Origin of the sequence: Alistipes megaguti, from assembly GCF_944320325.1 — a bacterium.
Taxonomy (GTDB): Bacteria; Bacteroidota; Bacteroidia; order Bacteroidales; family Rikenellaceae; genus Alistipes; species Alistipes megaguti.
On record NZ_CALUHA010000022.1, the window covers coordinates 1 to 14,583 of the forward strand.

At 61.6% G+C, this 14,583-nt stretch carries 10 protein-coding genes and 1 tRNA gene; 9 read left to right on the top strand and 2 right to left on the bottom strand.

Going from position 1 to position 14,583, the window contains the following annotated elements:
• Positions 1 to 520: 520 nt before the first annotated feature.
• Positions 521 to 596 (bottom strand) — tRNA-Gly (locus PUQ42_RS07010).
• A 321-nt stretch (positions 597 to 917) separates the two neighbouring features.
• Between PUQ42_RS07010 and PUQ42_RS07015 the strand changes: the two genes are divergently transcribed.
• From PUQ42_RS07015 to PUQ42_RS07055, 9 genes are all read left to right on the top strand, one after another.
• Positions 918 to 2,360 carry a TolC family protein gene (locus PUQ42_RS07015; RefSeq protein ID WP_273372298.1) on the top strand — a complete coding sequence of 481 codons (1,443 nt, stop codon included), beginning with the start codon at positions 918 to 920 and terminating at the stop codon, positions 2,358 to 2,360.
• Positions 2,361 to 2,376: 16 nt separating this feature from the next.
• Positions 2,377 to 3,564, top strand: a complete 1,188-nt coding sequence (locus PUQ42_RS07020; RefSeq protein ID WP_122120715.1) for an efflux RND transporter periplasmic adaptor subunit — start codon at positions 2,377 to 2,379, stop codon at positions 3,562 to 3,564.
• 43 nt (positions 3,565 to 3,607) lie between these two features.
• Positions 3,608 to 4,366, top strand: coding sequence for an ABC transporter ATP-binding protein (locus PUQ42_RS07025; protein WP_087309294.1), 759 nt, complete (start codon positions 3,608 to 3,610; stop codon positions 4,364 to 4,366).
• A gap of 6 nt (positions 4,367 to 4,372) precedes the next feature.
• Positions 4,373 to 5,593: an ABC transporter permease gene (locus tag PUQ42_RS07030; protein WP_273372303.1), complete on the top strand. Its 1,221-nt coding sequence runs from the start codon at positions 4,373 to 4,375 to the stop codon at positions 5,591 to 5,593.
• Between the two features lie 100 nt (positions 5,594 to 5,693).
• The gene (locus tag PUQ42_RS07035; RefSeq protein WP_087309292.1) at positions 5,694 to 6,743 is read left to right on the top strand and encodes a sensor histidine kinase; all 1,050 of its coding nucleotides are present in this window, start codon (positions 5,694 to 5,696) and stop codon (positions 6,741 to 6,743) included.
• Positions 6,740 to 7,708, top strand: a complete 969-nt coding sequence (locus tag PUQ42_RS07040; protein ID WP_273372308.1) for a LytR/AlgR family response regulator transcription factor — start codon at positions 6,740 to 6,742, stop codon at positions 7,706 to 7,708. Before PUQ42_RS07035 ends, PUQ42_RS07040 begins: the two co-directional genes overlap by 4 nt.
• A 256-nt stretch (positions 7,709 to 7,964) precedes the next feature.
• Complete coding sequence (locus PUQ42_RS07045) at positions 7,965 to 9,230, top strand: efflux RND transporter periplasmic adaptor subunit (protein ID WP_273372310.1); 1,266 nt, start codon at positions 7,965 to 7,967, stop codon at positions 9,228 to 9,230.
• A gap of 7 nt (positions 9,231 to 9,237) precedes the next feature.
• Complete coding sequence (locus PUQ42_RS07050) at positions 9,238 to 12,336, top strand: efflux RND transporter permease subunit (protein ID WP_273372312.1); 3,099 nt, start codon at positions 9,238 to 9,240, stop codon at positions 12,334 to 12,336.
• The gene (locus PUQ42_RS07055; protein ID WP_122121693.1) at positions 12,333 to 13,790 is read left to right on the top strand and encodes an efflux transporter outer membrane subunit; all 1,458 of its coding nucleotides are present in this window, start codon (positions 12,333 to 12,335) and stop codon (positions 13,788 to 13,790) included. Before PUQ42_RS07050 ends, PUQ42_RS07055 begins: the two co-directional genes overlap by 4 nt.
• Before the next feature lie 206 nt (positions 13,791 to 13,996).
• Here PUQ42_RS07055 and PUQ42_RS07060 read toward each other — a convergent pair whose 3' ends face one another.
• Positions 13,997 to 14,578, bottom strand: coding sequence for a Crp/Fnr family transcriptional regulator (locus tag PUQ42_RS07060; protein WP_273372317.1), 582 nt, complete (start codon positions 14,576 to 14,578; stop codon positions 13,997 to 13,999).
• Between the last annotated feature and the right edge of the window lie 5 nt (positions 14,579 to 14,583).

Consider the following 14,583-nt stretch of genomic DNA (forward strand, 5'->3'; position numbering starts at 1 on the left):
CCGGTCGTAGTGATACGGGCATAGATCGGGGCCTTGCCCTTTTTCGTGACTTTGGTCTTCTTGCAGAAGAAGACGACACTGAAGGTGGTTCGTGGCAACATGGCTGCTTGGTTTTTGAGTAAATTAAACGTCTTCAGCACCGGAATGTTGCAGAGTAAAAAGATGCAAATCAGCGAAATAGAGCTAAATCGTGACCTATTTTCGGTCCGAGCAAAAAAGGTCACGATTAAGATCTGAAATACTTGCTGCCTTTTGCGTCAACAAGAGTGGGAGAATATAAGAAAAAGCCTTGCATATTGCTGATATACAAGGCTTTTTGCTTTCTATCGAGGTTTCTTTCTGGCCCCCTCTGGAGCAGAAAACGGGACTCGTACTCGCGCTGCGCACGAGTGATTCCGCGAATTTTGGCAGACACCCCCGACCCCTGGGAGGGGTGCTTTGAGGTCACATGTGCCGAGTCCCTCATGCACCGGCATACAAAACAAAAGGGAGAGCCTTTCAGAGGTTCTCCCTTTTGTTTTGGAGCGGAAAACGGGACTCGGACCCGCGACCTCAACCTTGGCAAGGTTGCGCTCTACCAACTGAGCTATTTCCGCATGCATGACCGCTCTCTGGCGGATTGCGAGTGCAAAGGTAGCGAAAAAATGTCAATCTCCAAATTTTTCATCCTCATTCTGCAATTTTTTTACAATTCAGTCCAGATCATGCCCTGCGAACACGGTAGTTGCAGACCTTATTTTCATGCCGGACGAAGTTTCCCCCCCCCGGCAAAAGATGCTCCGAGAGATTGGTTAAACGACCACACAAGACATTTCGTCGACAAAATCCGCCGCTTCGTCCAATTTAATTGTGCGCCTGCAACGCGAGATGTAGTTTTGTGACCGAACAAGAGACAAAACCCGAAAGGCAAAAGTTGAATGAAACGAATCGTGTTGACATATTGCTTCATGCTGGCAGTCGGAATAGCCGCCGCAGCGCCCGGTGAGGACTCCGACAGCCCCGTAGTCGTGATGACAGACAGTATCTCCGGAGCGGCGGAACATGCCGGCAACACCGTTGCCACAACCGGTGAACCGACCGCAACGATACCGGCCTCCGATACGCTCTCGACGACGAAGACCTGGACCCTGAACGAATGTCTGCGTTACGCCCTGGAGAACAACATCCAGCTCCGACAGAGCCGCAACAACTACCTCTCGGGGCTCGAAGACACCGAAGAGGCCAAAGCCGCCATGCTGCCGTCGCTGACAGCCTCCACGACCCAGAGTTTCACGAACTATCCCTCGACGAACGTCTCCGACCGCAACACCTATACGGGAACCTATGGTGTGAATGCCGGTCTGACGCTCTACGAAGGGGGCAAACTCCGCACGGCGGTCCGCCAGCAGAAACTGCAGAACCGCATCGACGCCCTCACGGTGGCCGAATCCGAGAACGACATCCGCATCGCCATCGTGCAGGCCTATCTGCAGGCTCTCTATGCCGCCGAGGCGGTCGAAGTGGCCCGCAATACGGCCGAAGTCTCCCGCGCCCAGCGCGACCGGGCCGAGGAGCTCTGGAAAGCGGGATCGATCAGTCGGGTCGATCTGGCACAACTCGAAAGTCAATATGCGAGTGATCTCTATCAGGTCACCACGGCCTGCTCGACACTCGACAACTACCGGCTTCAGCTCAAACAGCTGTTGGAGCTCGACATAACGGAGGAGATGAACCTTGCCGCGCCTGCCATTCAAAAGAGTGAGGTGTTGTCGTCCCTGCCCGCCAAAGCCGCAATCTATGCAACGGCACTGGAGGCCATGCCCGAAATCGAACGGGGCAAACTGGCCGTCGAATCTGCGGAGCTGGGTATTCGGCAGGCCCGGGCCGGGTTCTATCCCTCCGTTTCACTTACCGCCGGCATCGGCACGGGCCACATGTCCAACGGCGGATACGAAAGCGGAAGCCAGATCTGGAACCGCTTCAACGAGAATCTCGGTCTGACGCTGAGCGTGCCGATCTTCTCGAACCGCCGCAACCGTACGGCGGTGAACAAGGCGCGCCTCGAGGAGGCCAACAGCCGCCTCTCGTGGCAGGATCTGCAGAAGACGCTGCTGCGCGAGGTGGAATCGGCCTACCTGGACGCCCTTTCGGCCCAGTCGCAGTACCGCGCCGCCACCGAGAAGGAGCGCTATGCCCGTGAGAGTTTCGACCTGACGCAGGAGCAGTTCAACCTCGGCGTGAAGAACACCGTCGAACTGATCACGGCACAGAACGAATGGGCCTCCTCACGTCAGGAGGTGCTGCAGGCCAAGTACATGGCGCTGCTGAACATCGAGCTGCTGAACATCTACCAGGGGCTCGGCACCCGTACGATCAACTGAAAACAAGCAACATAAGATGAAACGGAAAAGAATCCTGATTGCGGCGGCGGTCGTCATCGCAGCCATTGTGCTGTGGCTGGTGCTGCGACCTTCGAAAGGGGAGGGTATCACGCTGGAGACCACGCCGACGAGCCGCATTACGATCCGCAATTCGGTGACGGCCACCGGCACCGTCGAACCGGTCACCGAGGTGGAGGTCGGCACACAGGTCTCGGGCATCATCGACCGCCTCTACGTCGACTACAACGACGTGGTGAAGGCCGGCCAGCTGATCGCCGAGATGGACAAGGTGACGCTGCAGGCCGAGCTGGAGTCGGCACAGGCCGAACTGGCCAACTGCAAGGCCGAGTACGACTATCAGACGAAGAACTACGCCCGGACGAAGGCCCTGCACGAGAAGGCGCTGGTGAGCGACCAGGAGTACGACGACGCCACGTACCTCTACGAGAAGTCGCGGGCGGCCTACGACCAGGCCAAGGCGGCCATGGTGAAGGTCGAGCGCAACCTGGGCTACGCGACCATCACCTCACCGATCGACGGCGTGGTGATCAGCCGGGCCGTCGAGGAGGGACAGACCGTCGCGGCAGGCTTCGAGACCCCGACACTCTTCACCATCGCCAACGACCTGACGCAGATGCAGGTCATCGCCGATGTCGACGAGGCCGATATCGGGCAGGTGGCCGACGGCCAGCGCGTGGAGTTCACCGTCGACGCCTATCCCGACGACATGTTCAGCGGAACGGTCGAGCAGGTGCGGCTCGAGGCGACGACCGAATCGAGCGTCGTCACCTACGAGGTGGTCATCACGGCCTACAACCCCGACCTGAAGCTCAAACCGGGGCTGACGGCCAACGTGACGATCTATACGCTCGAGAAGGAGCAGGCGCTGGCCGTGCCGACCAAGGCGCTGCGCTTCGTGCCCGATGCGGAATTGCTGGGCGAAGTGGGCGTGACCGTCGGAGGAAGCGCAACCTCGGCCCCGGGCAAACGCGAGGTGTGGGTGATGCGCGGCCGGGAGTTGCAGCCGTGCCTGGTCACGACGGGAGCCGCGAGCGGCGATCTGACGGAGATCACCGAAGGACTCACCGACGGCGATACGGTAGCCGTGGAGCTGACGGCGGTCACCTGGCAGCCACAGGCTCCCACGACAGAACGCAGTCCCTTCATGCCGTCGCCTCCGGGATCGGACAAAAAGAAGAAATAGGGGTCACAACCGCAGATGAACGAGGATAAAACGGAGAAATGCCATGGACGGGAATGAGAAGCGGGAGGTGATCCGGCTGGAGCAGATCCGGCGCAATTTCCAGGTGGGCGACGAGACGGTCCACGCCCTGCGCGGCGTGTCGTTCACGATCCGCGAGGGGGAGTTCGTGACGATCATGGGCACCTCGGGATCGGGCAAGTCGACGCTGCTCAATACGCTGGGATGCCTCGACACGCCGACCTCGGGCGAATACTACCTCGACGGGGTGTCGGTGCGCACGATGGACAAGAACCAGCGGGCGACGCTGCGCAACCGCAAGATCGGCTTCGTCTTCCAGAACTACAACCTGCTGCCGAAGACGACGGCCATCGAGAACGTCGAACTGCCGCTGATGTACAATCCGCAGTGCAAGGCCGACGAACGGCGGCGACGGGCCATCGCGGCGCTGGAGGCCGTGGGGCTGGGCGACCGGCTCCTGCACAAAAGCAACCAGATGTCGGGCGGACAGATGCAGCGTGTGGCCATCGCGCGGGCGCTGGTCAACAACCCGGCGGTGATCCTGGCGGACGAAGCCACCGGAAACCTCGATACACGGACGAGTTTCGAGGTGCTGGTACTCTTCCAGCAGCTCCACGCCGAGGGACGCACGATCATCTTCGTGACACACAACCCCGAGATTGCACAATACAGCAGCCGCAACATCACACTGCGTGACGGCCATATCACCGGCGACACCCGCAACGAACACATCTTGAGTGCGGCCGAGGCGCTGGCCCGGCTGCCGAAACAGGAGGATTATTAGCAGACCATGAACTTCGCGAATCTTTTCAAAATAGCCGTCAAGGCACTGAGCAACAACAAGCTGCGCAGCTTTCTGACGATGCTGGGCATCATCATCGGCGTAGCGTCCGTGATCACGATGCTGGCCATCGGCCAGGGTTCGAAACGCAGCATCCAGGCCGAGATCAGCGAAATGGGGTCGAACATGATCATGATCCACCCGGGCGGCGACCGCCGGGGCGGCGTGCAGCTGAGCGCCGACGACATGGAGTCGCTCAAGTTGGAGGATCTGGAGGACATCCAGACCAAGACGCGCTACGTGACCTACGTCTCGCCGTCGGTCAACAGCGCGGGACAGGCCGTCTACGGATCGAACAACACCCCGACGACGGTCTACGGCGTGAATCTCGACTACCTGGAGATCCGCCGCTACCGCGTCGATGACGGCGACACCTTCTCGGAGCAGGACATCAAGACCGCCGCGAAGGTCTGCCTGGTCGGGAAGACCGTGGTCGACGAACTCTTCCCCAACGGGGAGAATCCCGTGGGCAAGGTCATCCGCTTCGGGACCATCCCGTTCCGGATCGTCGGTGTCCTGGAGAGCAAGGGCTACAACAGCATGGGCATGGATCAGGACGACCTGATCATCGCCCCCTACACAACCGTCCAGAAACGTATTCTGGCCATCACCCACCTGCAGGAGATCGTCTGCTCGGCGCTGACCGAGGCCTACACCGACCAGGCCATCGACGAAATCACGGAGATCCTGCGTGAAAACCACCGGCTGAAACCCTCGGACGAGGACGACTTCTCGATCCGTTCGCAGCAGGAGATGGCCTCAATGCTCACCTCGACGACCGACATGATGACCGTTCTGCTGGCGGCCGTGGCGGGCATCTCGCTCCTGGTCGGCGGCATCGGCATCATGAACATCATGTACGTCTCGGTAACGGAACGAACACGTGAAATAGGCCTCCGCATGTCGATCGGCGCCAAGGGGATAGACATTCTGGCGCAATTCCTCATCGAATCGATTCTGATCAGCGTTACGGGCGGACTGATCGGCGTAATCGTGGGCGTCGGAGCCGCCATTGCGGTGAATCTGATCGCCGCCTTCCCGATCTACATCCAGCCGTGGAGTGTCTTCCTCTCGTTCGCGGTCTGCACCCTCACGGGAGTCTTCTTCGGGTGGTATCCGGCCCAGAAGGCCGCCATGCTCGACCCGATCGAAGCCATCCGCTACGAATAACCGGCTTAAGAAGCCGGCTTTAGGGGCGAAGGAGACTCCGAGAGGTTTCCGAACCAGCAATCGGGCGCTCCCAGACCGAAATTTTTATTACCTTTGTTCCATGACCGCATCGCAATCGAAATTCACCGGGTGGCTGGTCCACATCACGGTTTGGGCCGTGATCTTCTGTATGCCGCTCTTCCTGACCGGTCCCAACCGGCCGCTGATGAACGGACCGCAATACGTACGGTTCCTGCTCGTCCCGATCTCGTTCATGGCGGTCTTCTACACGAACTATTTCCTGCTGATCGACCGCTATCTGACCACACGCCGCTTCGGCCGCTTTACGGGCTACAACCTGCTGTTCATCGCCGTGGTGATGATCCTGGTCCACCTGCTCTTCCGCTACGTACTGCCGCCCGACATGCATCATCCGCCGATGGCACGCCCCTGGCAGCATACGGTACGCTTCTTCGCGGGCAACCTGACCCTCTACCTGCTGGTGGTGGGGGTTGGCGTGGCCATCCGCATGACCAGCGGATGGTACCGTGCCGAAGCAGCCCGCAAGGAGCTCGAACACAGCCATACGCAGGCCGAGCTCCAGAACCTCAAGAGCCAGTTGAATCCCCACTTCCTCTTCAACACGCTCAACAACATCTACTCGCTCATCCAGCTCGACACCGACCGCGCCCAGCAGGCCGTCCACGATCTGAGCCGTCTGCTGCGCTACGTGCTCTACGACAGCAGTCATCCGACGGTTCCCGTGGCGGCGGAGATCAACTTCCTGCGCGACTACATCGAGTTGATGCGCATCCGTCTGCCGCGTCACGTGAAGCTCTTCCTTGCGCTGCCCGACGCGCCGTCCGAGCGTCCCGTGGTACCGCTGCTGTTCATTTCGCTGGTGGAGAACGCCTTCAAGCACGGCGTCGACAACGACCGCCCTTCCTACATCTCAATCGACATCCACGAAATCGGCGACCAGCTGATCTGCCGCATCAAGAACAGCTACTTTCCCAAATCGGGCGCCTCGGACCGCAGCGGCTCGGGAATCGGACTGAAAAATCTTTCCCGACGGCTGGAGATGCTCTATGCGGGACGATACACCTTCGAGTACGGACGTTCGGGCGACGCCTACACGGCACTGCTGTGCCTCAATCTGTCGGAATCATGAACTGGAAACTGCGCTGCATGGTCATCGACGACGAGCCGCTGGCCGTCGAACTGATGGAGAGTTACGTACGGAAGACCCCGTTTCTGGAGCTCGTCGGCTCCTGCGGGAGCGGCACGGCGGCCTTCACGGCTCTGCGCCGGCAGCCGGTCGACCTGCTCTTCTGCGACATCCAGATGCCCGGTCTGAGCGGCATGGAGCTCTCGCGCATGCTGCCCGCGCAGACGCGCGTCATCTTCACGACGGCCTTTCCGCAGTATGCCGTCGAGGGGTTCCGGGTCCAGGCGATGGATTATCTGCTCAAGCCGATCAGCTATAACGACTTCCTGACGGCGGCAAACAAGGCGCTCGCGTGGTTCGATCTGAAACGCCGCGCCGAACAGTCCCTGCACTCCGGAGCGGAGAGCCCGGCCGGGGCATCCGGCCTTTCGGCGGCGGCAGAAACGGAATCCGGCGGCAACGCGTCGCAAAGCGTCGGAACCGCGGCACCGGCCGGAGCAGCCGGAGCAGCGGGGGAGTCGCCTGCCGTACAAGGGGGCGGACAAGAGGGTGCACAGGGATCCGGTCAAAGAGCCACACAAGGGACCGGACCTGCCGGAAGGTTCGGCGACGATCTCCGGCAGAGCCTCTTCGTCAAGACGGAGTATCGCCTGCAGCAGATTCCGCTCGAAAGAATCCTCTATATCGAAGGGCTGAAGGATTACGTGAAGATCCACGTCGAGGGCGAAGCCCATCCGGTCGTCTCGCTGCTGAGTCTGAAGAGCCTCGAGGAGCAGCTTCCGGCCGACCGTTTCATCCGGGTCCACCGCTCGTATATCGTCCAGCCGTCGAAGATCCACACGATCGAACGCAACCGGATTCGCTTCGACCGGGAGCGGATCCCCATCTCGGAGAACTACCGACAGCCGTTCTACGATTTTCTCGCCCGCCACGCACTGCTTCCGGGAGGCATTCCCGGCAAGGAGTAGGGCTGCCGTAACGCCCTCCCGCCGACCGTCCGCACCCCTGAAGGCCGACCGCACCTCCTCGCCGGCCGGCAATATCCCGCTCCGGGTCATGCCCCGGCCCGCCCTCTGCGGTCCGAACTTCACGACAAAAAGAACCAAAAGCGGAAAAAGTTCTTCCAAAACATCATATTTGGCCGAAAAATCCGTTTCCTATGGAAAAAGTTCGTACCTTTGCAGACTCCCGGAAACCAGGCAAACATCCGGAACTTTATTGAACATGAAACTATCACGCGAGAAAATCGTAAAGCAGGCGACCCAAGCCGGACGCCGCACGCTCCAACTCGGCAAACAAGCCGGCGGACGCATCCGCCGCTTCTCCAAGCGAACGTGGGGAATTCTGGGCCTCTGCGTCATCCTGATTGCCGGAGGTGTTTGGTGGATCTTCCGCCCCGAACCGCCCAAGCCCGTTCTGCCCGTCGTCGAGGTGGAGCCCGTCCGGACGGACGACATCGAAATCTACGGCGAATACGTCGGACGCATCCGCGCCCAGCAGTTCGTCGAAATCCGTGCCCGCGTCGAGGGCTTCCTCGAGAAGATGCTCTTCGAGGAGGGCACCTACGTCCGCCGCGGACAACCGCTCTTCATCATCGACCCCAAGGTCTACGAAGCCCGCGTCAACAAGGCCCGGGCCCAGCTGAACAAGGACAAGGCCATGGCCCAGAAGGCCGAACGCGACCTGCAGCGCATCCAGCCCCTCTACGAGCAGAATGCCGCCAGCCAGCTCGACCTGGACAATGCCGTCGCCTCGTACGAGAGCGCCACGGCCGCCGTGGCCATGAGCGAGGCCGACCTCACGCAGGCCGAAACCGCCCTGAGCTACACCACGGTCAGTTCGCCCATCTCGGGCTACATCTCCGAACGCAGCGTCGACATCGGTACGCTCGTCAGCCCGAACGGCAAGTCGCTGCTGGCAACGGTCGTCAAGAGCGACACCGTACGCGTCGACTTCAGCATGACGGGCCTCGACTACCTGAGAAGCAAGGCCCGCAACGTCAATATCGGTCAGAAGGATACCACCCGCAAGTGGAACCCCTACGTCACCATCACACTCCCCGACAACACGCCCTATCCGCTGCCCGGACTGGTCGACTTCGCCGATCCGCAGGTCGATCCCGAAACCGGAACCTTCTCGGTGCGTGCCGAAATGGCCAACCCCGACCGGATCCTGCTCCCGGGACAGTTCACCAAGGTGCGGTTGCTGCTGGACGTGCGGGAGGACGCCATGGTAATCCCCACCAAGTCGGTGGTCATCGAGAAGGGCGGCGCCTATATCTTCGTGGTGCGCCCCGACAGCGTGGCCGAACGCCGCATGGTCGAACTGGGGCCCGAACTGGGCAACCGCGTGATCGTCGAACGCGGCGTGGTGCCGGGCGAGAAGATCGTCACCGAGGGATTCCACAAACTCACCCACGGCGAAAAGGTCGAACCCGTCGCTCCGGTCAAGGAGACGGCCAAGGACGAAGTGTCGAATCCCGAAAACTGATCCGCACATGAAATCCGATTTCTTCATTGACCGGCCGATATTCTCGACCGTCATCTCGATCGTCATCGTCATCGTGGGTCTGCTGGGACTGGTGCTGCTGCCTGTCGACCAGTATCCGCACATCGTGCCGCCGGTGGTCAAGATCTCGGCGTCGTACCCGGGCGCCAGCGCCCAGACCGTCACGCAGGCCGTCGCCACCCCGATCGAACAGGAGTTGAACGGTACGCCCGGCATGCTCTACATGGAGTCGACGAACTCCAACTCGGGAAGTTTCACCGCCACGGTGACCTTCGACATCGACACCGATGCCGACCTGGCCGCCGTCGAGATCCAGAACCGCGTCAAGCAGGCCGAGGCGCGTCTGCCGGCCGAGGTCGTGCAGAACGGCATCTCGGTCGAGAAACAGGCCTCGAGCCGCCTGATGACCGTCACGCTGCTGTCGAACGACCCGAAATTCGACGAAATCTACCTCTCGAACTACGCCACGCTGAACGTGCTGGACATGTTGCGGCGCGTGCCGGGTGTCGGCAGCGTCTCGAACGTCGGCAGCCGCTACTACGCCATGCAGATCTGGGTGCAGCCCGACCGTCTGGCCAACCTCGGACTCACGGTCCAGGACCTGCAGAAGGCCCTCAAGGACCAGAACCGCGAATCGGCCGCCGGTGTGCTGGGCCAGCAGCCCATCACGAATCTCGACGTCACCACGCCGATCATCGCCCAGGGGCGTCTCTCGTCCGTCGGGCAGTTCGAGGAGATCGTCATCCGCGCCAACCCCGACGGCTCGCTCATCCGCCTGCGCGACGTGGCCCGCGTCTCGCTCGAAGCCGCTTCGTACAACACCGAGAGCGGGATCAACGGCGGAAATGCCGCCGTGATGAACGTCAACATGCTGCCGGGCGCAAACGCCATGGAGGTAGCCCAGCGCGTCAAGCAGACCATGGAGGAGATCAGCCGCAACTTCCCCGAGGGTATCTCCTATGAGATCCCCTTCGACATGACGGATTACATCTCGCAGTCGATCAAGGAGGTCTACCATACGCTCATCGAGGCGCTGCTGCTGGTGATCCTCGTAGTCTTCCTCTCGCTGCAGAACTGGCGGGCCACGCTGATCCCGACGATCGCCGTACCGATCTCGCTGATCGGTACGTTCGGCGTGATGCTCGTCTTCGGCTTCTCGCTCAACATGATGACGCTGCTGGGTCTGATCCTGGCCATCGGTATCGTCGTCGACGATGCCATCGTGGTGGTCGAGGCCGTCGAACGCACGATGGACGAGGAGGGACTGTCGCCCTACGAGGCCACCAAAAAGGCCATGAATGGGCTGGGCAGCGCCATCATCGCCACGTCGCTCGTTCTGTGCGCCGTATTCGTGCCGGTGAGCTTCCTGTCGGGCATCACCGGACAGTTGTACCGGCAGTTCACCATCACGATCGCCGTTTCGGTGCTGATCTCGACGTTCGTGGCCCTGACCCTCTCGCCGGCCCTCTGCGCCCTGATCCTGCGGCCCGATTCGGGCAAGAAGAAAAACCGCCTGTTCCGCCGCATCAACCTCTGGCTGGCTCGCGGCAACAAGTTCTACGAGAAGATGATCCGCGGCGGCATGCGCCACTCGAAGCGGATGCTCGCCCTCTTCGGGCTGACACTCGTGGCGCTGTGGCTGCTGAACAAGGTCGTGCCGCAGAGCTTCATGCCCCAGGAGGACCAGGGCTACTTCACCGTCGAACTGGAGCTCCCCGAGGGGGCTACGCTCGAACGCACGCGCAAGGTCACCGACCGGGCCATGGCATACCTGATGTCGCTGCCCGACGTGGAGTACGTGCTCAACGTCACGGGTTCGAGCCCGCGCGTGGGGACAAACCAGTCGCGCAGCCAGCTGACCGTGATCCTCAAGCCGTGGGAGGAGCGCAAGAGTTCGGATATCCGCGAGGTGATGAGTGACGTGCGGAAGGAGCTGGAGCGCTATCCGGAGAGCAAGGCCTACCTCTCGACGCCGCCCGTCATCCCGGGACTGGGCGCCTCGGGAGGTTTCGAGATGGTGCTCGAAGCCCGCGGCGACGCCTCGTACAATGACCTGCAGCGGGCCGTCGACACGTTGCTGCACTACGCCTCGCAGCGCAAGGAGCTCACCGGACTCTCGTCGTCGATGCAGAACGACATTCCGCAGCTCTACTTCGACGTCGACCGCGACAAGGCCCAGATGCTGGGCGTTCCGATGGCCGACATCTTCTCGACGGTGAAGACCTTCACCGGGTCGGTCTACGTCAACGACTTCAACATGTTCAACCGCATCTACCGCGTCTACATCCAGGCCGAGGCCCCGTATCGCGCCCAGCGTGAGAACCTCGGACTGTTCTTCGTGCGGGGTGCCGACAAGGCCATGATCCCGATCACGGCCCTCGGCACGACCTCCTACACCACGGGACCGGGTACGATCCGCCGCTTCAACATGTTCAACTCGGCCACCATCTCGGGCGAAGCGGCCCAGGGCTACAGTTCGGGACAGGCGATGGCCATCCTCGAACAGATCGCCCGGCGTCATCTGCCCACGACGATCGGCATCGAGTGGAGCGGCCTCTCGTATCAGGAAAAGCACGTCAGCGGGCAAACGGGCTACGTACTGGGGCTGGCCTTCCTCTTCGTCTTCCTCTTCCTGGCGGCGCAGTATGAGAGCTGGCTGATCCCCGTTGCGGTGATCCTCTCGCTGCCCATCGCCGGCATCGGCGCCTACCTCGGAAACTGGGCCTGCGGACTGGAGAACAACATCTACTTCCAGATCGGTCTGGTGATGCTGGTGGGTCTGGTGGCCAAGAACGCCATCCTGATCGTCGAATTTGCCAAGGAGGAGGTCGAGAAGGGTCGCGACACGTTGTCGGCCGTCATTCAGGCCGCGCACCTGCGTTTCCGGCCCATCGTCATGACCTCGCTGGCCTTCATTCTGGGCATGCTGCCGCTTGTGTTCGCCAGCGGTCCGGGTTCGGCCAGCCGCCAGGGAATCGGTACGGGCGTCTTCTTCGGCATGCTGGTGGCCATCACGGTCGGCATCGTCTTCGTGCCGTTGTTCTTCGTCTGGGTTTACAAAGTGAAAGAAAAATGGTCGAAACGATGAAACGAACTACCTTATATATCCTCCTGTGCGGATGGCTGCTGACGACGGCCGCCGGCTGTTCGGTGCAGAAGAAGTGCAAGTCGCCCGATCTGGAGGTTCCCGAAGAGATCGTCGCCGGAGAGCGGGATTCACTCTCGATCAGTGACCGCAACTGGTGGGAGATCTACTCCGACCCGACGCTCTGCCGGCTGATCGAACGCACGCTCGAACACAACCGCAGCCTGCAGTCGGCCGACGCCCGCGTGCGCCAGCTCGAGGAGCTCTACCGCGTGAGCAAGGCCGCGCGTCTGCCGTCGGTCGACGGAACGGCCTATGCCAACCGCGAGACGAACGACTATGCCGACACGAAGTTCTCGAACGATCCCGAAATCGGCATCAAGGCGCGTCTGAGCTGGGAGGCCGACCTGTGGGGGAGCCTGCGGTGGGCCAAACGCAAGGGTGCGGCCGAGTATCTGGCCTCGGTCGAGGGGGCCCGGGCGCTGCAGATGGCGCTGGTGGCCGAGGTGGCCACGGCCTACTTCGAGCTGGTGGCGCTGGACAACGAGTTGCAGATCGTCCACCGTACGGTGGAGACCCGCGAGGAGAGTGTCGAACAGGCGCGGCTGCGTTTCGAAGGGGGTCTGACCTCCGAGACGAACTACCAGCAGGCGAAGGTCGAGCTGGCGAGCGCCTCGGCGCTGATTCCGAACCTCGAGCTGCAGATCGCCCAGAAGGAGAACCAGATCTCGGTACTGGCCGGGGGATTCCCCGACCGGGTCGAACGGGCCAAACTGGATCTGAATGTCGTGATGCCCGAAGCGCTGCCCATCGGGCTCTCGTCGACGCTGCTGCAGCGGCGGCCCGACGTGCGGCAGTCCGAGCAGCAACTGCGCGCGGCGATGGCGGGCGTGGGCATTGCCTATGCCGACCGCTTCCCGCGGCTGACTTTCACGCTGACGGGCGGTGTGGAGAACGGCCACTTCAAGGGGCTGCTCGAATCGCCCTTCACCTACATGGCCGCCAATCTCACGGCGCCGCTCTTTGCCTTCGGCACCAAGCGGGCGAAGTACCGCGCAGCGCTGGCGGCCTACGACCAGGCGCGGCTGGGCTATGAACAGAAGGTACTGGAGGTCTTTCAGGAGGTGAACGACGCCGTGGTGGCCTACCGCAACATGCGTCGCACGGCCGAGTTGAAGTACAACCTGCGCGAGGCGGCCCGGCAGTATGTCGTACTGGCCAAGCTGCAGTATATCAACGGGGTGATCCGCTACATCGACGTGCTGGACGCCCAGCGAAAGTTCTTCGACGCGCAGATCGAGGAGAGCAACGCCGTGCGCAACGAACACCTGGCGCTGGTCGAGCTCTACAAGGCGCTGGGTGGCGGTTGGAATGTCGACCGCACGGCCTTCCGAGAGCAGGCTGCGGCCGCCGCGGATGACGCTGCAACCGCCACGGAAACCTCCGGAAGGGAATAGATCTCCGGGAGGGTGGAGCAGGAGGGGATAAGCCGCAGCTGCCCGACACCGCTCCGATGCCGCAAAGATCCCTGCGAACCGATGCGAATCAGCCCCCTACGGAAATCAGCCCCTACGAAAACACGAAAAAACCTCCGACTTGTGGGTCGGAGGTTTTTTCGTATGCCTGTGTGAAGGGAGCCGAAGCGACGCCGGCATCCACCCGGCTACGGCTTCCTGCGATGGAGCCGGGCGCGGATGCGGCTCAGCGACTGGGGCGTGATCCAGAGATAGGAGGCGATGTGTTTGAGCGGCACGACGCGCAGCAGTTCGGGATTCTCCTCCATCAGAGCCCTGTAACGCTCTTCGGCCCGCGGGGCACCGCCGGCGGCCAGCAGCCAGTTCTCCAGATCGAGAAACTGCACCTCGAACAGACGCCGTCCGAAATTGGCCGCCTCGACCGACTCGCCGAAAAACAGTTCCAGCTCCCGACGCGGAAGGGCATAGAGTTCGGCATCGCACATCGCCTCGATAGTGATCGACGAGGGACGGTCGTCGACATAACTGCGCGTCGAGAAGATCGCCTCGCCCTCCCCGGCAAACCACAGCGAAATGTCGTTTCCTTCGTGCAGATAGTGGCCGAGCCAGACGCCGCGGCTCACCAGGTAGAAATCGCCGTTGCGCTCGCCCTGACGCACAATGCACTCGCCCTTGCGGTACTCGCAGCGCTCCATGCGGCCGAGTAGCGCTTCGCAGGCCGGGATCGGAAGGTGATATTTCCGGCTGAATTTTTCGAGAAAGGGAGTCATTGCGC